The organism is Caballeronia sp. BCC1704, assembly GCF_902833455.1.
Lineage (GTDB): Bacteria > Pseudomonadota > Gammaproteobacteria > Burkholderiales > Burkholderiaceae > Caballeronia.
This window is the reverse complement of sequence record NZ_CADFFT010000002.1, coordinates 159250-184022: the sequence shown is the minus strand read 5'-3', so window position 1 is coordinate 184022 and position 24773 is coordinate 159250. Positions and strand designations below refer to the sequence as shown.

The following is a 24773-nucleotide window of genomic DNA, read 5'->3' as shown; positions in this document are numbered from 1 at the left end:
AGCGGCCGCGTGACGGACATCGCGGGCCACGCCGAGGCACATTGCCGCAGCGCGCTATTGCGGGCTGAGAAGGTCGGGAACGGTGGGGAGGCAGGTCACCGGCTGCGCGATGACGCTGGCGTAGGTCGCGAGCATGGCGCACAAGAGCCATGCGAACGACTGGAACGAGTGCGAGGCAACCGCCGCGACGTGCCGATCGAGCGAGACGGTATCGGGCGAAGGAAAAGCGGTCGTGGTAGCAAGGAGCGTCGGGGCTTCGTCGCCTGAATCAGGTGAATCCGTGATCAGATCGCCTTGCATCGGCGTCTCTGCCGGCGCTTCGGCCGGCGCCGCTGCACGCGCTGCGCGCCGCGTTGCCGACGATTCCACCGCCGCCAGAAACACCTCCGGCAACTCGAAGCCCTCGAACGTGCCCTGACGGATATCGGTGTTCATCGCCTGCTGGGTGGCGCGTTCCGCGTCCTCGGCGAAGAGGTCGAGCGTTTCGCCGGGGCGGATCGCTTCGCGCAGTTGGGCGACGCGCTGCGCGGTGCGCGCCGGACTCCGGCGGCTGGCTTTCGCGGAAGGAACGGTATCGTCCGATGAGACGTCAGGATTTCGGGGTACAGCGGAATCTGGCATAGGTCGGAAGCTGCGGATCGAAAGACTGCGGCCGTAACTGCTGGCGCGCAGCGCGCCCACGCGGTCCGGCAATAAATTTCGAGGCCGCATTGTCGCACGGCTGCGGCCCTTATCCAGCGGCTTTGCGCGATGTTTCGGCGTTCAATTTCGCATGCGTGCGATGCATTCGCGCGCCGCCGCTCAGACGGTGCCGTCTTCGCGAAACTCGCGGACGACCTCGAGTTGCCGCAAGCGCGCGCAGATCGACCGATACTCCGCTTCGGATACGCGCGACAACTCCACTTGCACTTCGTCCGAATCGGGCGACTCTTCGCTCTGCTGCACGACGAACTGCTTCACGCGCACGCTGCCCGGCCCGAGCGCCTCGTGCAGCGCATGAAACGAGAGCGAGCCGCGATCGACGAGCATCGTCAGTTGTCGGCGCTGCCTCACCGAGATGAAACGTCGCTCGAGCGGCTTCAGCCCCGCCAGAATGACGAGGATGATCGCGGTCGCCGCGATCGACGCCGTGTACAGGCCGCCACCGACCGCGAGCCCGATTGCCGCGACGGACCACAGGCTCGCCGCCGTCGTCAGGCCGCGGACGATCTCGCCGCGCAAAAGGATCGAGCCCGCGCCGAGAAAGCCGATGCCCGACACGACCTGCGCCGCCACGCGCGATGGGTCCAGCACCACATGCTCCGCCTTGAGCGCATCCGCGAATCCGAACGCGGACACGATCATGATCAACGCCGAGCCGACGCACACGAGCATATGCGTGCGCAGCCCGGCGGCCCACGAAAGCCGCTCGCGCTCGAAGCCAATCACGCTGCCGAGCAGGGCGGCCATGACGAGCCGGGAAACAAGTTCGACGTTGTTCAACATGTTTTTCTCTCCTCGTGATACCGGCTTGTCGCGCGGCGAGCGCCGTTTGCTATGCTTGCCAGGCTACGCCGTAGCGCCTCTCGGAACACTTCTAAAGACTGTCGCATGCAACATCCATCCACGCCCGGCGCGCCATCGACGCCGTCCGCGCATCTTCACACCGGCGCGGCGCTGCGCGCGCATTACGCGAACGTCGTGCTTCCGCTGTGGCGCGGCCCCGGCTTCCACGCGACGCTGCGTCTGCCGTTCGAAGCCGTCGGTCCCGACGACCACGCGCCGCTGCCGCCCAAGCGTTATCGCGCGATGGCGTGCGCGCGGCAACTTTTCGTTTTCACGGATGCCGGCGATCTCGATCACGCCGCGACCTTGTTCGAGTCGTTGCAGCACTACTTTCACGACAGGCGCAACGGCGGTTGGTTCTATAGCGTGGATGCAAACGGCGCGCCGCTCGAGCGGCAGAAGGACTTGTACACGCACGCGTTCGTCGTTTTTGCGTGCGCGCATTACGCGCGCAAGAGCGGATCGGCGCGCGCGTTCGCCGTCCTCGACGAAACGGCGAAGCTCATCGAGACGCGGTTTGCGCATGACGGGGAAGTACTGAACGCCGTCTTGGCGGAAGATTTCTCCGCGACGTTGGAAGGTCCGCTGCAAAACCCACTGATGCACCTCGCGGAAGCGTGGCTCGCGGCCCGCGAAGCAACGGGCGACGCCGCCTACGACGCACGCCTCGCGACGCTCGCCGAATGGATCGCGCGCATGTTCGTGCACGAGCCGACGGGCTGCATCGCCGAATTGCCTATTGGCGCGGCCGACAACCGGCTGGAGCCGGGGCATCAGTTCGAATGGTATTTCCTGGTGATAGGCAGCGGACATGCCGCATTCAAGGCCGTCGCGCTGGACGAGCGGCTGGAACGCGCGTTCGACTTCGCGCAGAAGCACGGCATCGAAGAGAAGACGGGCGGGGTGTTCGCCGCGCTCGATGAAACCGGCCGCGCGATCGACGGCACGCAGCGCATCTGGGCGCAGACGGAATATCTGCGGGCGCTCGCCACGCGCGGAGAGGCGCTCGGCGAGCAGATCGGCCGATACGCCGCGCGCTTCTTGCACGCGCGGGGATGGGTGGAGTGCCGCTCGGCCGATGGCAGCATCAGCCGGGCGGAAATGCCGTCGACGACGCCGTATCACCTCGCCACGGCGTACGCGTCGTTGCCTGCTTAGGCGAGCTGGAACACCGAAACCGCCGCCTTCAACTGGCGCGTCTGCTCGTGCAGCGAAGACGCGGCAGCCGCGGCCTGCTCGACGAGCGCCGCGTTCTGCTGCGTCATCTCGTCCATCTGCGTGACCGCCTGATTCACCTGCTCGATGCCGACGCTCTGCTCCAGCGACGACGCGCTGATCTCCGCCATCATCTGCGTGACGCGCGAGATCGACGTGGACACTTCGCGCATCGCGGAGCCGGCGCGCTCGACCAGTTCCGAGCCGTCGCTGACCTGAGCGACGGATTCGCCGATCAACTCCTTGATCTCCTTCGCCGATTGCGCCGAACGCTGCGCGAGGCCGCGCACTTCGCCCGCCACGACCGCGAAGCCGCGGCCCTGCTCGCCTGCGCGCGCCGCTTCGACGGCCGCATTCAACGCGAGGATGTTCGTCTGGAACGCGATGCCGTCGATGACGGAAATGATCTCGGCGATCTTGTCCGAGCTTTGCGCAATCACGCGCATCTTGTCGACCACGTCGTCCACGACGCTCGACCCGCGCGACGTCGCTTCGAGTGCTTCGCCCGCGAGCGCGTTCGCTTCGCGGGCGTGTTCGGCGTTCTGGCGCACGGTGGCGGTCAGCTCTTCCATGCTCGATGCGGTCTCTTCCAGCGAAGCCGCCTGATTCTCGGTGCGCGCCGACAAGTCTGCGTTGCCGCTCGCAATTTCGTCCGCGCCGAAGTTGATGGATTCCGACGTCTCGCGCACGGTCTTCACGGTGTTCGCGACGCTCGCCTGCATGGCGGCCAGACCGGCGAACAGGCGGCCGATTTCGTTGGTGCCGCGATCCGCGATGCGCTCGTCGAGGCGGCCTTGCGCGATGCGCTCAAAGTGGCGGCCGGCTTCTTCCAGCGGCGCGATGACGCCGCGACGCAGCGCGATGTGCACGAGCACGACGCCGCCGATCAACGCGACGGCGATCGCCATGCCCACCGCGCGGAACCATGCGTAGCGCGTGTCGATCGATTCGAGGTACGCGTTACTCGACGCATTGCCGAAATCGACGAACTTCTGCTGTTCCGCGAGATAGCGATCCTGAAAGCCTTGCGTCGGCTGATCGAGAAACGCCTGAATATTGCCGGCGTCGAGATACTGCACGAGTTCCGACAGCGCCTTCGCGTATTCGGCGTACTTCGCCTGGAGCGCGTTCATGCGCGCGACGTTTTCATCGCCGGTCTTGGGCGCGTTCATGAAAGCGCCGAACGACTTCTCCGCGCTCGCGAGTTCTTCGCGCGCGTGCTGCACGATCTCGACCGGCTCCGTGCCGCCGCGCACCATGCGCGTACCGGCGCGCGACAGGTTGATGCGCGCATCCATCAGATGCTGCGTGGTCTTGTTGACGGCGTTGACCTGTTTCAGCGCGATGTTCGAGAGATTATTGACGTCGTCGTGCGTCTTCGAAAGCGACCAGAAGCCCAGCCCTTCGGTCACGAGTTGAAAGACGCAGAACACGACGAGTACCGCAAGCAAGCCTGATGCAACCTTGATTTTTCCAAACATCACTTCCACCCGTACTGACGATTGACCGTTCCATGACGGCGACAGTGCGGGTTTACGGCAGGCATCGCGACAAGCTTGAATCGTTAGCCGGAAAGCGTGTCTATGCAGAATCGATGCCGGTGGCGCCGGGCGCCGTGGCACGCCGAAACGCACCATTGCACGATTTTTGCCGAACTTCCTTGCGAAGCGCGCGAACGCTATATATTGTCTTTGCAGGACGGCGCCGAACCCACGAAGGAGTGTCCGAATGGCCGAGATTGTCGATATCGCACGCGGTGCACTGAACGCGCAGCCGTTCAGCGCCTTGCTTGGAACCAAGCTGATGCAGGTCGATTCAGCGAGTCTCACGCTGTGTCTGCCGATCCGCGACGAATTGAGGCAACAACACGGCTTCGTGCATGGCGGCGTGGTGAGCTATCTGGTCGATAACGCGCTCACCTTCGCAGGCGCATTGCGGCTCGGTCCGAAGGTGGTCACGGGCGAATTCAAGATCAATCATCTGCGCCCCGCGGTGACGGGCACGCTGATGGCGCGGGCGCGCGTGATTCATGCGGGCATGGCGCAGGCGACTTGCCAATGCGATGTTTTCGTCACCGACGGCAATACCGAGCGGCTCGTCGCGGTAGCACAGGGCACGATCACGCGCATCGGCGACGGCGCCGCCGAAGCGCTCTACGACGCGTAGGTTTCTTATCGCGCAGAAGCAAAAAACCTCGCCGCGGCGAGGTTTTCTGTTTGGAACGCGCGGGGTATTACTTGGCCGCGACGGTCTTCTGCTGCTGCTCGCCGAGGCCCTGAATGCCGAGACGCATCGTCTGACCGGCTTTCAGGAACACCGGGCTCGGCTTCACGCCCATGCCGACGCCCGGCGGCGTGCCGGTGGAAATGATGTCGCCGGGCTGCAGGCTCATCGTCTTCGACAAGTACGCGACCAGTTGCGCGACCGTAAACACCATCGTCTTCGTGTTGCCGTTCTGGTAGCGATGGCCGTCCACTTCGAGCCACAGATCGAGTTTCTGCGGATCGTCGATTTCGTCCTTCGTGACGAGCCACGGACCGATCGGGCCGAACGTGTCGAAACCCTTGCCCTTGTCCCACTGCGTACCGTGTTCAAGCTGCCATTCGCGCTCGGACACGTCGTTGATCACGCAATAGCCCGCGACGTAATCGAGCGCGGTGGCTTCGTCGACGTATTTCGCTTCTTTGCCAATCACGACGCCCAGTTCGACTTCCCAGTCCGTCTTCTTCGAGTCGCGCGGAATCTCGACGTCGTCATTCGGGCCGCAAATGGCGCTCGTCCACTTGCCGAAGATGACCGGCTCGGTCGGCACCGGCAAGTTCGATTCCGCGGCGTGGTCCGCGTAATTCAGGCCGATGCACACGAACTTGCCGACGCGCGCCACGCACGGTCCGATGCGCGGATTGCCCTCGACGACGGGCAGCGACGCCGGATCGACGGCGCGCAGTTTCGCCAGGCCCGCATCGGTCAGCGTGTCGCCGGCGATGTCGCCCACGACCGACGAAAGGTCGCGAATCTGGCCGTCCGCGTCGAGCAGGCCCGGCTTTTCCTGACCCTTGGGGCCGTAACGAAGCAGCTTCATCTGATGTGATCCTCGTGGTTCTGAAAGTTGAAAAGCGACGGACGGTCAGTTGGACCAGCCGCCATCGATAACGTGAATCTGACCCGTGGTGAACGACGACTCGTCGGAGCCGAGATACAGCGCGAGCGCCGCGATCTCGCTCGCGCGGCCGACGCGCCCCATCGGCTGACGCGCGACGAACGCGGCCTGCACCTGCTCGACCGTCGCGCCTTGCGCCTGCGCCTGCTCCGCGATGCGCTCCTTCAGCGACGGCGACTCCACGGTGCCCGGGCAAATGGCGTTGCAGCGGATGCCGCGCGTGACGAAATCCGCGGCGACCGACTTCGTCAAGCCGATGACCGCCGCCTTCGACGCGCCATACACGAAGCGGTTGGGCACGCCCTTCACGCTCGACGCCGCCGACGACATGTTGATGATCGAGCCGCCGCCCTTCTCCAGCATGGCGGGCAGGAACGCGCGGATCGTCCGGTACATGGCTTTCGCGTTCAGGTCGAAGGCGAAGTCCCAGTCGGCTTCGGTCGCTTCCAGGATCGAGCCGGCGTGAACGTAGCCCGCGCAGTTGAATAGCACGTCGATTGCGCCGATCTCGTTCGCGAGATCGCTGATCGACTGCGCGTCGAGGACGTCGAGCTTGCGCGCCTCGAACGGCTTGCCTTCGAGCGATTCGATGCGGATATCCGTCGCGATCACGCGCGCGCCTTCAGCCGCGAACATTTCGGCCGTCGCGAGCCCGATGCCTTGTCCGGCCGCCGTGATCAGCGCGGTCTTGCCTGCCAGTCTTTGTACCATCCACTGCTCCAGTCCAGGTTAATTATGAGACATGCCGGGTATATGGCAGGTCTCAGAGACGGTAGAACGCGCGGGCGTTTGCGCCGAAAATCGCGGCTTGCCCGGCTTTTCCGAGATGCGCGGTGAGGCGCGTGGCGGCAGCGTGCCACTCAGTGTAGCCGCCGTTGAGATTCAGCACCGGCCAATCGCTGCCCCACATCAGACGTTCTGCGCCGAATTGCTCGATCAGATGCACGACGTAGGGTTGCAGCGTCGCCTCCGTCCAATTCGGCGCGGCTTCGGTGGCGAGGCCGGACAGCTTGCAGTAGAGCCGCTGCGGCAGCGCCGCCAGTTGCGCGATGCCATCGGCCCAGGGTTGCCAGCCCGCGTCGATGCCGTCGCGAATCGGCGGCTTCGCGCCATGATCGACGACGATGCGCAGCAACGGATACCGCCGCGCGAACTCGATCAGCGACGGCACGTGCCGCGCGAAGATGAGCGCGTCGAAGGCGAGATCGAGTTCGATGAGACGCTGTATCGCGGCTTCGCGGGGCGCGTGAGCGATCCACGTATCGTCGGGCAAGTCCTGAAGCATCGGGCGCACGCCTTTGAACTTCGGATCGCGTGCGAATTCGTCGATGATCTCGAGCGCGTCGTCGGAATCGAGCGGAATCCAGCCGACGACGCCCGCCACCGATTGATCGTCGCGGGCCAGCGCAAGCAGATAGCGGGTTTCATCGACGGTCGGCGCAGCCTGAACGACGACGGTGCGAGCGACGCCCGTCGCCTCGCGCAGCGGCGCGAGATCGGGCGGTCCGAACACGCGATAGAGCGGCTCCAGCTCGGGCGTGAGCCAGCCATAGTCGCCGCGCGCAGGGTCCCAATAATGCTGATGCGCGTCGATCGAGTCGTCCGCCATCATCGCGGCACCGGCGCGTTCGGGTGAAGCAATCCTTCGGCGCGCAGCGCATCCCAAAGCGCGGGCGGAATCGGCGTCGCGAACGAGGCGGCGTTTTGGCGCACTTCGTCGGGCGTGCGCGCGCCCATCAGCACGGTGGCTACAACTTTATGCGCATAAGGAAACTGGAGCGCCGCGGTGGAGAGCGCGACGCCGAAGTCGCGGCAGACTCGCTCTAGTTTGCCGACGCGTTCGACGATTTCTTTGGGCGCGTCGCCGTAGTTGAACTTGAGATCGCCGTGCGCGTTCGTATCCAGGCCACGTGCGAGGATGCCCGAGTTGAACGCTCCGCCCAGCAGGATGCTGACGCCGCGCTTCTCGCATTCGGGCAGCAAATCGTCGAGCGTGTTCTGTTCGAGTAGCGTGTAACGTCCGGCGAGAAGCGCGCAGTCAATGTCGTATTCGGCCATCGCTTCCATGACGGCTGCGCCTTCGTTGACGCCGAGCCCGACGGCTTTGACGCCGCGCGATTGCTTCAACTCATCGAGCGCGCGAAAACCGCCCTCGTCCGTCAACTGCCGCCAATAGTGCGCGTTCTTGTCGCCGTGCGTGTATCGGCCGATATCGTGAATGAGCACGATGTCGATATCGATCATGCCGAGCCGATGTTGACTGTCTTCGAACGAGCGGAGGATGCCGTCGTAGGTGTAGTCGTAGATCGCCTGAAACAGCAGCGGATTCGCCCAGCCTTCGCTTCCGTCATCGGGCGTCGTTCGCGGCACGAAACGGCGGCCGACCTTCGTGGAAAGAACAAAGTCTTGCCGCCGATACCGGCGCAGCGCATCGCCCAAACGATGCTCCGCCTTCGTATGACCGTAGTGCGGCGCGGTGTCGAAGAAGCGGAGGCCCGCTTGCCACGCGGCATCCACAGTGGCGCGCGCTTCGTCTTCCGTCAGTTCGTGATAGAGGCCGCCGAGCGGCGCAGTGCCGAGCGACAGCGCCGTCACTTCAAGCGAAGTCGATCCGATTCGGCGTCGGGGCAAAACGTCCTGCGTTTCAGCGGTCATCTGCAAGCCTCGGAGAGTTGATGCGATGGACTGCGGATCGAGCGGTTGGCGGATCTAGCGCTCGGGGTGGCGAAACATTCATTAATGAACGTATTATTCATAGACGCACAAAACCAAGTCAAGGATGGTGCGGCAACAAGCGGTCGGTGTATTCCCTAAGCACCGTGGCCGGACGCCCTGACGTACGCCGAAACATGAACCGACAGACGCCAGCCTCCGTGGACGCGGAAGACAACGATGCCGACCGATATCGCGCGCCTGCCCTCGACAAGGGACTGGACATTCTCGAATTGCTGGCCGAGCAGAAGTCGGGGCTCACGCGTGCGGAAATTACGAAGCTGCTCGGGCGCAACGCGAGCGAGATGTATCGCATGCTCGAGCGGCTGGTTGCGCGCCAGTACGTCGTGCGCTCGCCCGAAGGCGACCGCTACTCGTTGAGCCTCAAGCTGTACGCGCTCGCGCACCGTCATCCGCCGATGAACCGGCTGATCGCCGAGGCGTTGCCCGTCATGCAGCGTTTCGCCGACGCCGCGGAGCAATCGGTGCATCTCGCCGTCTATGACCGCGGCAACTTGCTCGTCATCGCGCAGGTGGACGGTCCGGGCGCCTGGGGCATTTCCGTGCGTCTCGGCTCGCGCGTCGGACTGATCGACACGGGGTCGGGCCGCGTGATATTGGCTTTTCAGACCGACGAACAGCGCGACCACATGTTGGCCGAGCATACGAAAGTCAAAGGGGAATTGCCGATTGACCGCGGCGTGCTCGACGCCGATTACCGACGAATTCGGGAAGCAGGCTTCTCGAAGAAGGAGAGTCAGCAAACCTTCGGCATCACGGACGTGACGTTCCCGCTGCTCGGTCCGTCCGGGCAAGCGATCGCGGCGCTAACGTGTCCGTATATGCGGCGGATCGACGAGTACGTGGCGCCGTCCATCGAGGAAGTCACCTCGCTGCTGAGAGATGCCGCAGCCGCGCTTTCGATGTCACGCGTCAGAACCCCGCGCGGATCACGTTAGAATGGCGGCCCTCTCAAATTAGCGGCTGCCCATTGCGAGCCGCCGTGCCTATCTCGACGCATCATCCATGGCGAAACTTCTCTCCGATTCCGAGTTCCTGCGCTTTTCCGAGCTTCAACAAAAACAAGCGAGCTTCACCATCACGACCGACGAGGCCGATGAACTGCGTGACATCGTCGCCCGCGCGCAGAAAAAACGCGACGATCGCGCCGCCGCCATGCAGGCCATCGAAGCGCACATCGCGCAGTTCGACATTAGCCCGGACGAACTCTTCTCGCCCGAGCAGATCGGCGAAGCGGCGCGCACCTACGGCCTGATCCCCGCTGCGAAGAAAGAGCGCACGCTGCCGCCGCAACTGACGTACAACGGCAAGCCGTACCAGTGGACGTCGCGCGCGTTGCCCGACGAGATTCGCACGCCGCTCTTCGAAGCGTTCACGGCGGGACATTCCGTGAAGGCGTTCATCGCGACGCCGAAGGACGCCGCGCGCTGCGCACTCACTATCGCGCGGCTCGAGCGCGAAACCGGCGCTTCGTATGCCGAAGCATTGCTGAACGAACTGTCGCTATCGCGCGAACAAATTGACGACGCGCTCTCGAAGATCGGCGCCTAACTGCGCGCGACGGACGGCGGTTGTGCCGGTGTCTCGCCGAGCCGCATCCTGAAACCGACGACGCCCGGGTCGTCGGTGCGCGTCAGTTCGAAACCGAGCTTGCGCGCCAGCCCGATCATGCCCGCGTTCTCCCGCAGGGCTTCGCCGATCATCCATCGCGTGCCGCGCTTTCTCTCATAATCGATGATTCGCGTGAGCAGCAGCGAGCCTAGGCCCTGCCCTTTCATGTCGGAGCGCGCGGCGAGCGCGAACTCGGCCGTCTCATTGTCCGGGTCGGCGATGGCGCGCGCGACAGCAAGCGTCTCGGACGCGCCGTCTGCATTCGTTCGGGTCACGATGAGCGCCATCTCGCGGTCGTAGTCAATCTGCGTCATTCGCGCGAGTTGCGAATGATCGAAGCTGCGCACTGCGCCGAAGAAGCGCAGTCGCAAGTCTTCCGCCGTGTTCGCAGCAACGAATGCCCGATGCGCGTCTTCGTCTTCCGGTCGAATGGGGCGCACGGTGATGCGCATGCCGCGCCAGTCGAGCGTCTCTTCCATCGCGCGCGGATACGGGACAATCGCAAGCGGCTTGCGGTGCGCGCCCAACGTGAGTTGCGGCTCGTGCACGGCAACTGAGTCGCGCGTCACCTTCAACGTCAGCCGGAGTGCGACGATTTCCTCGACATAACAGACCAGTTGCGACAACGCGGTGAGCGCGTGAAGCAGCATGTCGCCCGGCAACTCCCGTGAGCGCTGCGAGCGTGCGATCAGATCGCGAGCGAGTACCGGATTCAGCGGCGGCAGCGAGAATTCATGAAGCGCATCCGCGAGCCCGAGCGCGCCCTCTGCCCGGAACTCGAACACAGGGCCAAAGACGCGATGATTGAGAAGGCGCGTTTGTATTTCGACTCCGTCGCTGGACTGTGCACCGCAAGGGCCCGGCGTCACGGCGATGCCAAAGCGAACGAGAATGCGCGATGCGCGCGCCCCACTCAACTCGGTCGTGCCGTTCGCCAGCGCCTCGCGGACTTCCTGCTGCGCATCGTCGATGTCTTTCGGCACGTCTGCGGGTACGCCGTCCGGCGTCTGCATGAGCAGTTCACGGCCGTGCCGGAAATCGACCAGTCGCGCGAAGCCGCGCGCTAGTCGATGCGGCGTCGTATGCACGGGAATCCCCGCTGCGTGAAGATCATCGCGCGTCGCCGCATCGATGCATCCGAAGAAGCACGCAAGCAGACCGCGATAGCTATGCTGACGCTCCGCGATCAGCGTGCGCGCAACGTCCGCGACCGGTGCGCTGTGCGTCGGCGCATGCACGACGAACACCGTCCCGGTCTCGCGATACGGCATGAGCGCCCGGAGGGCTTCACCGAAGTCGTTCGCTGCCGCGTCGTCGCCGAGCAGCAGTGGATTGCTCCCTTCCGCTTTCGGTAATGCGATCGCAACGGCGTCCCGGGCAGCCGCAGGAAAGGGGGCGAGCCCCCCTCCCGCCGCGCCGAACGCGTCTTTCGCGAGCGCCGCCACGCCGCGATCACTCGTGACGACGGTCGCCACGTCGCTAGCGGCGACGCGGCCTACGCCGAGGGTCTCGATTTCGTCGAGAAGGTCGTCGAGTGAGTCGACGCGCACGAGCCCCGCGCGCCTGAATGCAGCGCCGTACAGGCGATCGAACGGGTCGTCGTGACCGGTGCGCAGCACGAGCACGGGCTTGTTCCGCGCGGCCGCACGCGCAGCGGACATGAACTTTCGCGCTGCGCTTATCGTTTCGATGGCGAGAAGAATTGCGCGCGTGGACGCGTCGCTCGCCAGGAAGTCGACGACGTCCCCGGCGTCAACATCGGCTTCGTCCCCAAGGGCCACGATTCTCGAGAAGCCGAGGCCGCGAGCGCGGGCCCATCCCAAGACCCCATTCGTCAGCGCGTTGGATGCAGACACCCATGCGACTCCGCCCGACTTCACGTCGCACACCGGCGCACCGAGACAGGCGCCGATTGAAGGCGTCATGACGCAAAGGCTCGCCGGCCCAACGACGCGGAGCAAATGCGGGCGGGCGGCAGCCAGCGTGCGAGTTGTCCAGTCGAGCTGCGATGAATCGACCGATGGCTCATTCGACGCAGCGGAGCGGCTCTCGTGCGCCTCGCCGATGATGACCGCCGCCTTCGTTCCTCGCCGACCGAGAGCTTCAATCAGCGAGGGCCAAGTCTCGGGCCGTGTACACAATACCGCGACGCTCGGCGCATCAGGAAGACTGTAGACGTCTGGAAAGACGCGTTGTCCCTCCAGTAATGTGTAACGCGGATTCACGGGCCAGACAGGGCCGGCGAATCCAGACGAAGTTGCCCGTTTCCATACCATCTCACCGATGCTGCCCGCGCGTGAGGAGGCGCCTATGACCGCAATTGACTGCGGGGCGAAAAGAGTGTCGAGGTTACGGACTGTCATGGCGACCCTCGCCAAGTACGTGAGCGGTAAGCATAGGCGATTTTCCGATACTGCCCAACGCCAGGCGGATGATTGGGCGCGCAAGACTTTATGCGCATAAAGCACACTGCCGCTGCGCCGAAAGGGGCTTTATGCGCATAAAGCCTTATCCGTTTAGCTAACGCGTAGTATTACGTCCAATATCGCTGGAAAAAACTCTATCGCTATGTAGAATTCCAAGCGTACATTCTCGGAGCGAACCGTGGCGGCGGAAATCATAGCGATCACGCAACAGAAGGGCGGTGTCGGCAAAAGCACAATAGCGATGCACCTAGGCGCGGCCTTCCATGAAAAGAACAAGCGCGTGCTCGTCGTCGACGCTGATGGCCAGAACACGCTTATTCATTGGTCAAGCGCCGCCTCGGAAGACGCGTCCGGCATTCCGTTTCCGGTAGTGAATCTTTCCGAGGCGGGCGGCCAAATCCACCGCGAGATCAGGAAGTTCATCAACGACTACGACATCATCGTCGTGGACTGTCCGCCGTCGATCACGGAAAAGGTGTCGGGCGTGGTGCTCCTAGCCGCAAGCATCGCAGTCATTCCGACGTCGTCCTCGCCCGCTGATTACTGGTCGAGCATCGGACTCGTCAAGCTGGTGCAGCAGGCGCAGGTCATGAACGAAGACCTACGCGCGGTGTTCCTGCTCAACAAGACCGAAGAAAAACGCATGCTGACGCGAGAATTAAAAGTCGCGCTTGAGGAACTCGGCTTTCCGCTGCTGAAGACGCAGATCCCGACGCGTGAGTGCTACAAACAAGCCATGGCGCTCGGTCAGACTGTGCTGCAAATGACAGATCGCGGCTCACGGCTCGCAGCGGCCGAGATCCGCGCGTGTGCCGACGAGATCCTGGCCATCGTCGCCTGACTTTATGCGCATAAAGGACCCTGAATGAAACCGTCGCAGTTCGCAAAGGGCTTCAAAGCCCGTCCCGATACCACGAGCAGCGAGAAGAGAACCGCGCTCGATCGACTCAACGCGATCGACGGCATCGTCGACCTGCAGCAGGTGTCGCAAGCCGCAGCCAATGGCCGGTCGAGCGCATTCGCCTCCGAGGAGCGATCCGACAATGATGCAGTACACGAATCCGAGCCGTATCGAGCTTGGCGACGAGCGAATCGATACACGGCAGGGCAGGTCATTGATTTGCCGCTTAAGGCAATCAAGCCTAGCCCGTTCAACCCACGGCACTTCTATCTGAAGGCCTCGATCGCCGAACTCGCAGTGAACCTGGCGAAACAGGGTCAACAGCAAGCCATCCACGTCATTCCTGACTACGATGAACCTGGCATGTTCTTCGTGAGCGACGGCGGCCGGCGCGTGCGGGCGCTCAAGGAGGCCAACAAGGACACGGTCAAGGCAGTCGTCGTGGACTTGCCGATCGGCATCGAGAGTTACAAGCTCGGCTACGACCTCAACGTGCAGCGCGATTCGCAGACCGTCTTCGACAACGCGGTCGTGTGGCGTCGGTTCCTCGACGAGCAACACTTCCAGAGCCAGCGCGAATTGGCCGAACATCTCGGCCTCGACGAATCGACAATCGCGGTCGCGCTGTCTATCGCGAAGCTCCCCGAAAACGTGATGCAGGAGATGGTGGCCCGGCCGGACCGGTTCGGTTCGAATATGGCGTACCAGATCTCGCGCTACCACGCTGCGCGTGGTAGCGACGCGACGCTTAGGCTCATCAATAAGATTACCTCGGACGACCTAAGCACTCGCCAGGTCGCCGATATCGTGAAGGGGCGCGCGAGTGCGCAAGAGGCACCGAAGCCGCTCGGTCGCCAACGGTACGCGCAACGCCTAGAGGTTAAGCTGGACGGCGTTGCAGTCGGGGATCTGAAATCTTATGGAGAAGACCGGCTGGAATTGAGACTGCGGGGCTTGTCGCGGGAGAAACGCGACGAGTTGCTGCATCAGATCGAGACGATGTTGGAACGGGCCAACACGCAGAATTAACGGTGCGCAGCTGACGGGGCGCGCCGCCTCGTCAGCTCGCTCGCGACTGGCTCAGCGTAAAAGCGAGCAAGTCGCCATCGGTCGGCTCGCCCCACGTCCGCCGGGCGAGCCAGTCAAAGAACGATGTTTCCGCGAGCTTGGAATCCAATCCGCGCTTTCGCCAATCGTCGCGCATATGCGCTCCAAGCTCCGGCAACAGTTCTTGCTCGAAACTCTGACGTGCCAGCTCCCGTTCTTCCTCACCTTGCTCTTCATACATCGCGCGGGCTTCTTTTCGTCGGAAGGCCGAGAATTCCCCTAACAACCGCGCTTTCAGATCGTCCGCCGCCGAGGCGCTCGGCGCACCGGCCCGCGGTGATGCACCGTTCGCAGCGGACGGCAAGGCTTCGACCGGCGGCGCATAGCCCTTCTTTAGAGCATCTTTGAACAAAGCGGCTGCGCTGCGAACCGGCGGTAGGGTCGTGCTGCGCATGCGCTGCTCCGTCATCAGCAAAGCGGCGCGGATGCGATTCTCCTCGCTATCGGCGTAGAGTGTCTGCGCCTCCTTCAGCGGGATGCCAATCTTCACCATGCGGTCGACGAGCGTGCTGTCGAAAACATTCGGATGCTCGTCCAGCGCCAGCATCGGCTGCTTGCGCTCGGTCACGCGAAATTGAATCTCGGCGACACGACGCCCCTCGCGATGCTCCACCAGTTCGACAAAGATATTCGTGACAGCGTTGACTTCGGCAATCGCGGGGCGCAGGTAGTCACGCTTGAAGTACTTGTACTCGCGTTTTGCCTCATCGCCGGCTTCCGTATCGGGCGTGCCGGACAGGATCGGCCGCCACCATTCCCACGTTTCGCGCATGGTCAGATGGCTGGGATTCGTCAGATATCGGACGCAGATCTCGTAGAGCGCAAGGCCAGCGCTGCTGCGCAATTGGCTTTGGAACTGGAGACTCAACCTGGCATACTGAACCGGGTCAAGCAGCTTCTTTTTTATCTTTGGCGCAAACGAGAATTCGACCCAAACCCGACGCGTCGACGGGTCCTCGAGAATTTCCGCGTCCGCGATGAGTGTGGATATGCCCCACTTGCGGCCGGGTTTCTGGCTCGATGTACCCGTGCTCCACTCCACTTGGACCGAGACCATGCGGCGCAAGTGTTCTTTGACCAGTGCCGTGTCGTTCGAATCGAAGGCCGAATTCGCGACTATGTCGGAGAGCAGCGCGCGATAGGTATCACCGGACTCGTCCGCCTGTTGGGCGACGGCGAGCAACACGTTGAACAGCTTGCGCGTCAGCAGCGTGATCTTCCCACTCTTAGGCTGAATCGCGATGGCCTCAACGGCCTTGCGCAGTTCCGCGGAGCTGGGGCTGACTACGTCGGTCTTCTTTGCGCGCCTGGTCGCCATACAGGTATCAAATTCAGTATTGCGGCAAGCATAACGGGCGCGGTGATTCGCGTCTACCGGGTGCGTTCACCCTTGAACGGTGATCGCGAACGCAGTTCGGCGACTCACTGCGGTGCGCTCCCGAAAAGGCTCACCACTCACCGGTTGTCGCTAGCAGATGCGTCGAGCGCCCGCGCGGGTAAACGGACCGCTGTGTTTTTAGCCCACGGCCTTGGCGTACGACAAGGTTCCCGAAAATACTCACCTAAAGAAGATTTCGTTACGAAGATATGGTGTGGCGCACGCGAGACACCGGAAAGTCGTTCGATCTCTTTTGCGCAGTGCGTCCTTGCAGCACGTGCGCGCAGGCCGGTGCCGCGCTCATCGCGAAGCTCCTCGAATAAGGACAGCAGTCGATACCGTCGCGCCGTAAGCGCTGCGGCGGCTAGTAGTCGCTGTTGGGCAAACTTAGCGGCAGTCGCTCCCGCAAAGCCTCACCTTTACGCGCGAGGTAAGTCATCCACCGGCTCTCGCAACTGCCGCGCATGCTGGAACTGGGGACGCCGAGTCCCGAAACGTCTCACCTTGCCGACGCGGGACATGCAAATCGGCTCCTGAAAAAACTCACCTGAGGCGTCCGCCAAGCACTCACCTCTGAGATTAGCGCAGCTGCAAGGCACGCAAGAAAGGCGGCTTCAGAAGAATGCGTTGTCCGTTGACGTCGGGTGCTCCCGAAAATGCTCACTTTAGCCAGTGCTCGGATTTGCAGCCGAGGCAAAGGGCTTCCAAGGCCTCCAACATACTTTACAGGTGTGGTCTAAGTCGTTGATGAAACTACACAGTCTCTGCAGGACGTGCGCGGCGCGGCCCAATATTCGCATATCCCGAATGTTCTCACCGATCACGAGTGGGCCGGCTCAACGGACAATTCGCTCCTGAAAACCTTCACCTTTGGCCACTGCGCTGGTCCTTTGCGCTCCCGCAAAGGCTCACCTCGGATGGTGCGAACACGTCTTTAGCCTCTACAAGCCGGCTCTCGCTCCTGCATTTGCTCACCTTGGAGGACGAATTTGGCCCGTAAATGCTCACCAAAGGAAAAAAACTACACAAAAAAGTACAGAACGGATGCTACTGGACGGCTCCTGCTTCGTCTCACCGACGCGAACACACGGAAGTTCGGCCACCACGGCGCCATCAGGCGCTCAATGCCTTGTTATCCCGTATTCGCTCACCTATCGAAAGATTCGCTTCCCTGAAGCCGCTCACTATGTATCCTGCTTCTCCTCACTGAGCCTCCCGAAGCCGACCACCCACGACACCCGTAGAGACTCACCATGTATCCCGCAAACGCTCACCGAGACGGCCGGAGAGCCTTGCTCCATAAGGGTTTGCAGAGGCGTTAACTGTTTCAACAAGGGTTCAAGGGTGTTTACTTCTATTACTCTCAAAGCTGCGCGCTTGAATGCAGAAGATCGCCCCAACGTCATTGCACAAGGACTGATTTTTCGTACGAAACACCTGTGGAACAGTGCGTTTTCTCTCGCGATCACACTAAACCGTGTCGAATCACGAAGTTAGAAGAACATCCTCATCATGTTTCACAACGGATGGTCTACAATTGCCAGCATCGCGTACTCGAAACGCACGGCGGGCAGCAAAATAACCGCGTTTCTGCAACCCAAGTCGCTTGTTGTATCGCCTGAAACGTAAAACGTGACAGGCATAACATGTCTAGTTGAGGATCAATGGACTCGCACCTGCGCGACACCGTTCGCCAAGAGCTAGAAAGAATGCGTTCAGCCGGCGCCCGTCGCCACGAACTCTCCCAGCACGCTTGCCGACGATTATTCTTCGACCTCGGAATCCGTCCGTCGGTCACGACCGTTCGAGATCTGACGCAGGTCGGGAGTGCCACCGACATCCCGCGAGACATCGACGCGTTTTGGGAAACCGTGCGCTCGAGTGTTCGCGTGCGTGTCGAGGCAGGCGGCATCCCGCAGGCACTTCAGGAACGCGCGGGCGAATTGTTGGCGGAGCTTTTCGACGAAGCCAGGCGGCAGGCGGCCGCTACGTTCGACGATGAACGCTCGCAAGTGGATGCGATGACTCGGCATGCTGCAGCGAGCGCGCACGAAGCAGAGATTCGCTGCGAAGCGATGGAGCAGGCACGCCAAGTTGCCGAGAGTCGAGCCGAATCGGCCGCGGCGCGCATAGCGTCGCTCGAATCCGAAGTAAGCCGGCTGCGCCAGCGCGAGCTTGAGATTCAAGAAGAACTTCGCAACGCAGTTGCGCGGTCCCAGGCTGAGAACTCGGCTCTTGCGGAGCGTCTTGCGACAGAGCAATCCCAAACGGCGCGTCTGCGCGACCGGCTAGACGAACTTCAAGACGAATTGCGTAGCAACACAGAACGTTACGCCCAGCAAATTAACGACGCCGTAAAGGACGCAGAGCGCCGCGTCAAGCCGATGCTTGTCGAACTCGACGGCCTAAGAGGTGTCGCCGCGACCTATCAGGCGAGCATCCGCGAAGCCGGCCGCAAGGAGTTCGAATTCATTCAACAGCTTAGCGTCGCGCGCAGTCGTGCCGATCGCCTGGAGTCGCAGGTACGCGCGCAGTCCGACGAGATCGACGCACTCACGCGCGAGCGTGACGCCCACCGGGTGCGGGCTCGCATGAGCACGGAAGTCGGCGAATTGCTCGCGTCGCTGGTCGCGGAAGGACGGCTCGCGGACGAAGAGATCGCTGCCCTCGGAACGCAAGCCGATCCGTATGTGGCCGTGCCGGGGGCCTGCCCCGGCTGCGAAGACGGAGAGCCTGAATTGCAGTTGCACGAGGACGAATACGAGTTGTGTTGTCCCAAATGCGAGCGAACGTCCGGGCCGGCCTCGTCGAAATTGTCGGCGTTGTATGGCTTCCGCCATGCCTCGAAAGTTCGCGCCTGATGGCGCACCGGCTCGTCCGAGCGATAAGGTGAGCGTTTTCGGGAGCGTCGTCAGAGTCCCGTGATGCCTGCCTCGTCGCTCGAACCGGCACGGGCCTGAGCAATATCGCGCTCCCGTATTTGCTCACCCATCCAGTCCTGCCATGCCCGGTGCAGCCGATGCACCGAGATCATCTGCTGAAAACCTAGCCACTGGCCAACGTGCTCGGGCTCGACGCCTTCGTCGAACAGCTCCGCCGCGTAGGAGTTGCGAAGCGTCTGCGGGCTGGCTCGCGCGACGCGAGACGCTGCGATGCCCGACGCAGCGACGACCGCATCGATGGCGCGTAGCATCGTCGCCTTGTGCATCGGCCGGCCGGACGGCGCCGCGGGAAAGAGCAGTTCGCCCTCCAGCCCGGCTGCTCGGCGCTCGGTGATCCAGCCGTCCAGCAACTCGACGGCGAACGGCGCAAGGCGCGCCTGGCGGATCAAAAGCGGATTCGATGCATCGACTGTTATGTAAGGCGCGCCAGGCGCATAGCAATCGACGGTCAACTGCGCCGCCTCGCCGGTTTTCACCCCTGCGCCCAAAAAGGCGGCAACCAGTGCTCGGTCGCGTTGTTCACGCCACCGCTGTCCGGCAGGCAGCGCGCCCAAAGGCGAAAACAGATGCGCGATCAGCAAGGCGCGCTCGTCGTGCGTCAGAAAGCCGGTTGGCTCGTTGTCGCGGGCTTTGCGCCAGGCTGCATCGCCATCCTGCGCGATGAACCGCGCGGGATTGGTCCCCGCGGCCTCGATTTTCCGCACGTGATCGAGCACGCGTTCGATCAAACGCAAGTAGCGCATCCGCTGCGGACGCCGAATGTCGAGCTGCGAGACGAACTGTTCGATGACCGGCCGTTGGACGGTATGGAGCGTCGCCCGTTTCGCCTGAAGCCATTCGAGGAAGTTGCCCCATTGCGCGCGATAAACGTCTGCCGAAGACGCACGGAATTCTTGTTGGGCAAGCCATGCGTCGAAGGCAGCGTGCGGGTCGGCCTGCCAGTCCGCCCGCTGTTGGTCGAAGAGATCGGTGGTAGTCGGCATTGTGTTCAAAGGGCGATATGACGCTGTTCGCTTTGCAGAAAGAGTCGGGCTTCGCGCGGCGGGCGTCAACCATCCACTGTATCGAACCCTGCGCGCTTGCTGCGCCCGTATGCTCATCGGCGAAGTCAGCTTGGCACGACCTCGGGCCGCGATCCGTAGCCTCGCCCAATCAATGGCCCGCGAGGGCTAGTCGCGGCTGGCCTTGCCGGGCAGCACACTCGTACGCATCGACGGCGAAGCCGAAGACTGCCGGCAAAGCGTCGGACGACGCGATGTCCACTACGTCGTCAGTTTCTGGATAGGCAAAGTTGTCGGGGCGCGCGAACAATTCACGCAGCGCGGCTTCGTGACGCCCCGCAAACCCGAGGTCTGCAACTGCCTCGGCTTCGATGGCGTGCAAGAGGCGCCACGTCAACGGCACGCCCTTGTCGATGTAGCGAGCCGCTATCTGCCGCGTGATGCTTTCCAGGTCGCGCACGGCCCGCTCGAACTGTTTCTTGCTCAGATGTTCGCCGTTTGACTCCATGTTGTCACCTCTCGCACCGGTCTTTGTACTGTATAAATATACAGTATCTTCGCGCCTGAAAATAGCGTCGCGCCGTTCTCACTCGGTGTATGTGCGATTCCGCCTACGCGTTGTTCAGACATCCGCGGCTGCCGAAAGGTGGTGGGATAGCGCATCCTGAAACTGTGCTCGGAGCAGACCTCTGTAGCCGCACATCAGTTTCTGCGATCAGCATCGAGACTGTTTCCCGCTGAACCTCAAGGAGAAAAGCGATGAACAAGGACCAAGTTAAGGGCGTCGGCGAACAAGTGAAGGGGAAGATCAACGAGGTCGTCGGCAAGGCTACTGACGATCCCGCGCAAGAGGCGAAGGGTGACATGCAACAGGTCGCCGGCAAGATTCAGAAGGGAGCGGGCGATGTCCACGAAGATCTGAAAGACAGCGTGCGGAAAAACCCGTAACGAGAGAACCAGCCATCACAGTGTTATTCGAAGCGGAGGCGTCCACTGAACGCCCCCGCTTTGCGTGGCCCGCACGCCGACAATAACTTGATGCGCATAAAGTCAGCGACGCCCGTTCGCTGAATCAACCATGAATCACGACTAGCAACGCCTTGGCTTCCGAGCGCCCCGCGTTGCGAATCGCGTGACTGTCGTCCGCTGCATAACGCGCGGTCTCGCCTGTCTTAAGACGACGCGTCAGCGCGGCTACTTCCACTTCGATCGTTCCGTTCAAAACCGTCAAATGCTCGCGCGTGCCTGGCTCGTGAGCGTTGGAGCGCAGCGCCGCGCCGGCCTGCAACGTGAGCTCGTACCACTCGAACTTGCCCGCGAGTTCTATCGGCCCCCAGACGCGTAATTGATAGCCACCGTTGTCACCGCTCAAGGTCGGTATGTCGTGCGGGCTCGCGACCCGGATCGCCTCCGCAGGACGTTGTTGCGCGAATAACTGGTCCAAGCTGATGCCAAGCGCGTTTGTCAGCCGCCATGCTACTGCGATAGTCGGGTTCGCTCTGTCCCGCTCGATCTCTGACAGCATCGACTTCGATACGCCCGCCGCGCGCGACAGATCGTCGAGCGTCAGCTTTCTTTCGTTGCGCAGCCGTTGAATGTACTCGCCGACCCGCGGCGGCACAGGTCCGGCCGCCGTTGATTCGGCGGCCGTCGGTTCTGAGCGCGAACTTGCCATGACGCGATTCTTCCCTTAGAGTGTTCTCCATATTGGAATTTCGTTCGAAATATCGAACGTGTCCAATGCGATGTTTCGACTATAACAGGGCTAAACGACCGCGTGCGTACGCGGATGCAACCGGACCACGCCATGAGAGACCGATATTTGTCCTACCTGCGCGACGTCATCGACGATATTCGCGCTGCGGGCTTCTACAAGAACGAGCGCGTCATTGCGAGTCCGCAGTCGCCGGAGATCCGCCTCGCGGATGGACGGGTCGTCCTCAACTTCTGCGCGAATAATTACCTGGGGCTTGCAGATGATCCGCGTCTGATCGAAGCAGCCAAAGCGGGCCTCGACGCCGACGGCTTCGGCATGGCGTCGGTGCGCTTCATTTGCGGCACGCAGACCGTGCACCGGTCGCTGGAAAACGCCATTGCGCAGTTCCTTCGAACCGACGACGCGATTCTCTATTCGAGTTGCTTCGATGCCAACGGCGGCCTGTTCGAGACGCTGCTGAGCGAAGAAGACGCCATCATCAGCGATGAACTGAATCACGCCAGCATCATCGACGGCGTGCGGCTTTCGAAAGCGCGACGCCTGCGCTACAAGAACAACGATCTGTCGGATCTCGAGGCGCGTTTGAGAGAAGCCGAGGCCGCCGGCGCACGCTACAAGCTGATCGCTACCGACGGCGTGTTCTCGATGGACGGCATCATCGCGAATCTCGCGGGTATCTGCGATCTGGCCGACCGCTACGGCGCGCTCGTCATGGTTGACGATTCGCACGCGGTCGGATTCATCGGCGAGAAAGGACGCGGCACGCCCGAGCACTGCGGCGTGATCGATCGCGTCGATATCATCACCGGCACGCTCGGGAAGGCGCTCGGCGGCGCTTCCGGCGGTTACATCGCGGCTCACAAGGAGATTGTCGAACTGCTGCGCCAGCGGAGCCGGCCGTATCTGTTCTCCAATACGCTTGCGCCCAGCATCGCGGCGGCGTCGCTGGAAGTGTTGAACCTGCTTGACAGCGATGAAGGTGCGACGCTCCGCTCGCGCGTGCGCGAGAACGGGGCTCGCTTCCGTCACGCGATGTCTTCTCTCGGTTTCGATCTCGTGCCGGGCGAGCATCCGATCATTCCCGTCATGCTCGGCGATGCGCAGCTCGCCTCTCGGATGGCCGACGCACTTCTCGAAGAAGGTGTGTATGTGATCGGCTTTTCATATCCAGTGGTGCCACGGGGACGTGCCCGCATTCGCACGCAGATGAGCGCGGCGCATACGCCAGAGCAGATCGATCGCGCGGTGGCGGCTTTCGCTCGTGTGGGAAGGTCGCTTGGCGTGATCCGGTGAGCGTGTCACTCAGTCGGCGCAGAGCTTTATGCGCATAAAGGGCCATCGCTCGCCCGCACGCGAAAACCGCAACGACAACCGTCAGGATCAACAGCACATGAAAGCTCTAGCCAAACTCGAACGCGCGCCTGGCCTCACGTTGACCCGCGTGAAGCGTCCCGAGGTCGGTCATAACGACGTTCTCATCCGTATTCGCAAGACGGCGATCTGCGGTACGGACATCCATATCTGGAAGTGGGACCACTGGGCGCAAAAGACGGTGCCGGTGCCGATGCATGTAGGTCACGAGTACGTCGGCGAGATCGTCGAGATGGGCCAGGAAGTGCGCGGCTTTGCGATCGGCGATCGGGTGTCGGGCGAAGGTCACATCACATGTGGCTTCTGCCGCAATTGCCGCGCGGGACGACGCCACCTGTGCCGCAACACGGTCGGCGTGGGTGTCAACCGTGAAGGCGCCTTCGCCGAATATCTCGTGATTCCGGCGTTCAACGCTTTCAAGATCCCGGCCGGCATTTCTGACGACCTCGCCGCCATCTTCGACCCTTTCGGCAACGCCACGCATACCGCCCTGTCGTTCAACCTCGTCGGCGAGGACGTGCTCATCACCGGCGCGGGTCCGATCGGCGTGATGGCGGCTGCCATTGCCCGGCACGTCGGCGCGCGGAACGTCGTGATTACCGATGTCAACGACTATCGGCTCGAACTCGCGCGCAAGATGGGCGCGACGCGTACCGTCAACGTCGCCCAAGAGGATTTGCGCGGCGTCATGCGCGAGCTCGGCATGACCGAAGGGTTCGACATCGGCCTGGAGATGTCCGGCGTGCCGAGCGCCTTCACGGGCATGCTCGAAGCGATAAATCATGGGGGCAAGATCGCGCTGCTTGGTATTCCGCCCGCGCAAACGGCTATCGACTGGAATCAGGTCATCTTCAAGGGACTGGAGATCAAAGGCATCTATGGGCGAGAAATGTTCGAGACCTGGTACAAGATGGTCGCGATGCTGCAAAGCGGGCTCGATCTCTCGCCCATCCTCACGCATACCTTTTCCGTCGACGATTACGAGCAGGCGTTCGCGACCATGCTCTCCGGCAACAGCGGCAAAGTCGTGCTCGACTGGACTGCGGCCTGACCTCCGAGTTATTCCTTCTGCTTTCCGAACTCCGCCTGAATGGCGACGTGGACATCGTCGCCGACTGCGGGAAACCAGGTCGTCAGGCCGAACGCCGCGCGGCTGAAATGCCCGTCGGCGGAGAACCCGAGCGTTTCCTGTTTCGTCAGCGGGTTCACCGCGTGGCCGTTGAACGTGACAGTCAGCTTTACCGGCCGTGTCACGCCGCGAATGGTCAAGTCGCCGGTGAGTGTGCCGGTGTCATCACCCGTACGCTCGAAGGTCGTGCTCTGAAAAGCGATGTTCGGATACCGCGCTGCGTCGAACATGTCGGGTCCCTTCAGCATCCGGTCGAGCAGCGGCACATTCGTATCGACGCTCGACGCGTCGATAGTCGCCTCAACGCGACTCGCCGCAATTCCGCCAGCGTTCCAGTTTAGGCGCGCCGAAACCTTGTCGAAGCGCATATCGAATCGCGAGTAATGAAAGTGATCGACGTCGAAGCTCACGTTCCAATGGTGCGCATCCAGCTCATACAATCCGACCGGAACGCTCGCCTCGTTCGCCGAAACGTGGTGCGTCACGACCTCAAACGCCGTGCATCCGCATAGCAGCGCAACCGCGCAGACCATCGTC

23 protein-coding genes are annotated in these 24773 nt (G+C 62.4%); 10 read left to right on the top strand and 13 right to left on the bottom strand.

Features of this window, described 5'->3' with window-relative positions:
- Window positions 1-54: 54 nt before the first annotated feature.
- Together HWX53_RS27595 and HWX53_RS10675 are read right to left on the bottom strand one after the other, a co-directional pair.
- Window positions 55-681, bottom strand: a complete 627-nt coding sequence (locus HWX53_RS27595; RefSeq protein ID WP_244140068.1) for a hypothetical protein — start codon at window positions 679-681, stop codon at window positions 55-57.
- Between the two features lie 120 nt (window positions 682-801).
- Window positions 802-1485 carry an MgtC/SapB family protein gene (locus HWX53_RS10675; protein ID WP_175940827.1) on the bottom strand — a complete coding sequence of 228 codons (684 nt, stop codon included), beginning with the start codon at window positions 1483-1485 and terminating at the stop codon, window positions 802-804.
- A 105-nt stretch (window positions 1486-1590) separates the two neighbouring features.
- On the opposite strand from HWX53_RS10675, the gene HWX53_RS10670 reads away from it, so the two are divergent.
- On the top strand, window positions 1591-2703 hold the full coding sequence (locus HWX53_RS10670; RefSeq protein ID WP_175940826.1) for an AGE family epimerase/isomerase: 1113 nt from the start codon (window positions 1591-1593) through the stop codon (window positions 2701-2703).
- Here the strand turns inward: HWX53_RS10670 and HWX53_RS10665 are convergent.
- A complete protein-coding gene (locus HWX53_RS10665; protein WP_175940825.1) occupies window positions 2700-4241 on the bottom strand; it encodes a methyl-accepting chemotaxis protein in 1542 nt (513 codons plus the stop codon). The two genes, HWX53_RS10670 and HWX53_RS10665, sit on opposite strands and share 4 nt — an antisense overlap.
- A gap of 247 nt (window positions 4242-4488) precedes the next feature.
- Here HWX53_RS10665 and HWX53_RS10660 point away from each other — a divergent pair, with 247 nt between their 5' ends.
- Window positions 4489-4926 (top strand): PaaI family thioesterase, encoded by a 438-nt coding sequence (locus HWX53_RS10660; protein ID WP_175940824.1) that lies wholly within the window; start codon window positions 4489-4491, stop codon window positions 4924-4926.
- A 67-nt stretch (window positions 4927-4993) separates the two neighbouring features.
- On the opposite strand, the gene HWX53_RS10655 is transcribed toward HWX53_RS10660, so the two are convergent.
- From HWX53_RS10655 to HWX53_RS10640, 4 genes are read right to left on the bottom strand one after another with little or no spacing between them, the layout of a single operon-like run.
- A complete protein-coding gene (locus HWX53_RS10655) occupies window positions 4994-5842 on the bottom strand; it encodes an ureidoglycolate lyase (protein ID WP_175940823.1) in 849 nt (282 codons plus the stop codon).
- Window positions 5843-5887: 45 nt separating this feature from the next.
- Complete coding sequence (locus HWX53_RS10650) at window positions 5888-6631, bottom strand: SDR family oxidoreductase (RefSeq protein ID WP_175940822.1); 744 nt, start codon at window positions 6629-6631, stop codon at window positions 5888-5890.
- Between the two features lie 52 nt (window positions 6632-6683).
- Window positions 6684-7532, bottom strand: coding sequence for an amidohydrolase family protein (locus HWX53_RS10645; RefSeq protein ID WP_175940821.1), 849 nt, complete (start codon window positions 7530-7532; stop codon window positions 6684-6686).
- Window positions 7529-8575 carry an aldo/keto reductase gene (locus HWX53_RS10640; RefSeq protein WP_175940820.1) on the bottom strand — a complete coding sequence of 349 codons (1047 nt, stop codon included), beginning with the start codon at window positions 8573-8575 and terminating at the stop codon, window positions 7529-7531. Before HWX53_RS10640 ends, HWX53_RS10645 begins: the two co-directional genes overlap by 4 nt.
- A 194-nt stretch (window positions 8576-8769) precedes the next feature.
- Here HWX53_RS10640 and HWX53_RS10635 point away from each other — a divergent pair, with 194 nt between their 5' ends.
- Together HWX53_RS10635 and HWX53_RS10630 are read left to right on the top strand one after the other, a co-directional pair.
- Window positions 8770-9591 carry an IclR family transcriptional regulator gene (locus tag HWX53_RS10635; RefSeq protein ID WP_244140067.1) on the top strand — a complete coding sequence of 274 codons (822 nt, stop codon included), beginning with the start codon at window positions 8770-8772 and terminating at the stop codon, window positions 9589-9591.
- Between the two features lie 67 nt (window positions 9592-9658).
- Complete coding sequence (locus HWX53_RS10630) at window positions 9659-10204, top strand: hypothetical protein (protein WP_175940819.1); 546 nt, start codon at window positions 9659-9661, stop codon at window positions 10202-10204.
- Here HWX53_RS10630 and HWX53_RS10625 read toward each other — a convergent pair.
- Entirely contained in the window at window positions 10201-12627 is a 2427-nt protein-coding gene (locus tag HWX53_RS10625; protein ID WP_175940818.1) for a GNAT family N-acetyltransferase, read from the bottom strand. The genes HWX53_RS10630 and HWX53_RS10625 overlap by 4 nt on opposite strands.
- Window positions 12628-12868: 241 nt before the next feature.
- Here HWX53_RS10625 and parA point away from each other — a divergent pair, with 241 nt between their 5' ends.
- Together parA and HWX53_RS10615 are read left to right on the top strand one after the other, a co-directional pair.
- On the top strand, window positions 12869-13531 hold the full coding sequence (gene parA, locus HWX53_RS10620) for a ParA family partition ATPase (protein WP_175940817.1): 663 nt from the start codon (window positions 12869-12871) through the stop codon (window positions 13529-13531).
- Between the two features lie 24 nt (window positions 13532-13555).
- Entirely contained in the window at window positions 13556-14620 is a 1065-nt protein-coding gene (locus HWX53_RS10615; RefSeq protein WP_175940816.1) for a ParB/RepB/Spo0J family partition protein, read from the top strand.
- A gap of 31 nt (window positions 14621-14651) precedes the next feature.
- Here HWX53_RS10615 and HWX53_RS10610 read toward each other — a convergent pair whose 3' ends face one another.
- Entirely contained in the window at window positions 14652-16016 is a 1365-nt protein-coding gene (locus HWX53_RS10610; protein ID WP_175940815.1) for a replication initiation protein, read from the bottom strand.
- A 1724-nt stretch (window positions 16017-17740) separates the two neighbouring features.
- Here HWX53_RS10610 and HWX53_RS10605 point away from each other — a divergent pair.
- A complete protein-coding gene (locus HWX53_RS10605; RefSeq protein ID WP_175940814.1) occupies window positions 17741-18937 on the top strand; it encodes a DNA-binding protein in 1197 nt (398 codons plus the stop codon).
- A gap of 50 nt (window positions 18938-18987) precedes the next feature.
- Here HWX53_RS10605 and HWX53_RS10600 read toward each other — a convergent pair whose 3' ends face one another.
- Both HWX53_RS10600 and HWX53_RS10595 read right to left on the bottom strand, forming a co-directional pair.
- A complete protein-coding gene (locus HWX53_RS10600; protein ID WP_175942325.1) occupies window positions 18988-20001 on the bottom strand; it encodes a tyrosine-type recombinase/integrase in 1014 nt (337 codons plus the stop codon).
- Between the two features lie 169 nt (window positions 20002-20170).
- The gene (locus HWX53_RS10595) at window positions 20171-20527 is read right to left on the bottom strand and encodes a DUF2471 family protein (protein ID WP_175940813.1); all 357 of its coding nucleotides are present in this window, start codon (window positions 20525-20527) and stop codon (window positions 20171-20173) included.
- A 251-nt stretch (window positions 20528-20778) separates the two neighbouring features.
- On the opposite strand from HWX53_RS10595, the gene HWX53_RS10590 reads away from it, so the two are divergent.
- Window positions 20779-20967: a CsbD family protein gene (locus HWX53_RS10590; protein ID WP_175940812.1), complete on the top strand. Its 189-nt coding sequence runs from the start codon at window positions 20779-20781 to the stop codon at window positions 20965-20967.
- A gap of 124 nt (window positions 20968-21091) precedes the next feature.
- Here HWX53_RS10590 and HWX53_RS10585 read toward each other — a convergent pair whose 3' ends face one another.
- Complete coding sequence (locus HWX53_RS10585) at window positions 21092-21694, bottom strand: XRE family transcriptional regulator (RefSeq protein ID WP_175940811.1); 603 nt, start codon at window positions 21692-21694, stop codon at window positions 21092-21094.
- Between the two features lie 132 nt (window positions 21695-21826).
- Here HWX53_RS10585 and HWX53_RS10580 point away from each other — a divergent pair, with 132 nt between their 5' ends.
- Both HWX53_RS10580 and tdh read left to right on the top strand, forming a co-directional pair.
- The gene (locus tag HWX53_RS10580) at window positions 21827-23029 is read left to right on the top strand and encodes a glycine C-acetyltransferase (protein ID WP_175940810.1); all 1203 of its coding nucleotides are present in this window, start codon (window positions 21827-21829) and stop codon (window positions 23027-23029) included.
- 97 nt (window positions 23030-23126) lie between these two features.
- Entirely contained in the window at window positions 23127-24158 is a 1032-nt protein-coding gene (gene tdh, locus HWX53_RS10575) for an L-threonine 3-dehydrogenase (RefSeq protein WP_175940809.1), read from the top strand.
- A gap of 8 nt (window positions 24159-24166) precedes the next feature.
- On the opposite strand, the gene HWX53_RS10570 is transcribed toward tdh, so the two are convergent.
- The gene (locus HWX53_RS10570; protein WP_244140131.1) at window positions 24167-24769 is read right to left on the bottom strand and encodes a YceI family protein; all 603 of its coding nucleotides are present in this window, start codon (window positions 24767-24769) and stop codon (window positions 24167-24169) included.
- Window positions 24770-24773: the final 4 nt, after the last annotated feature.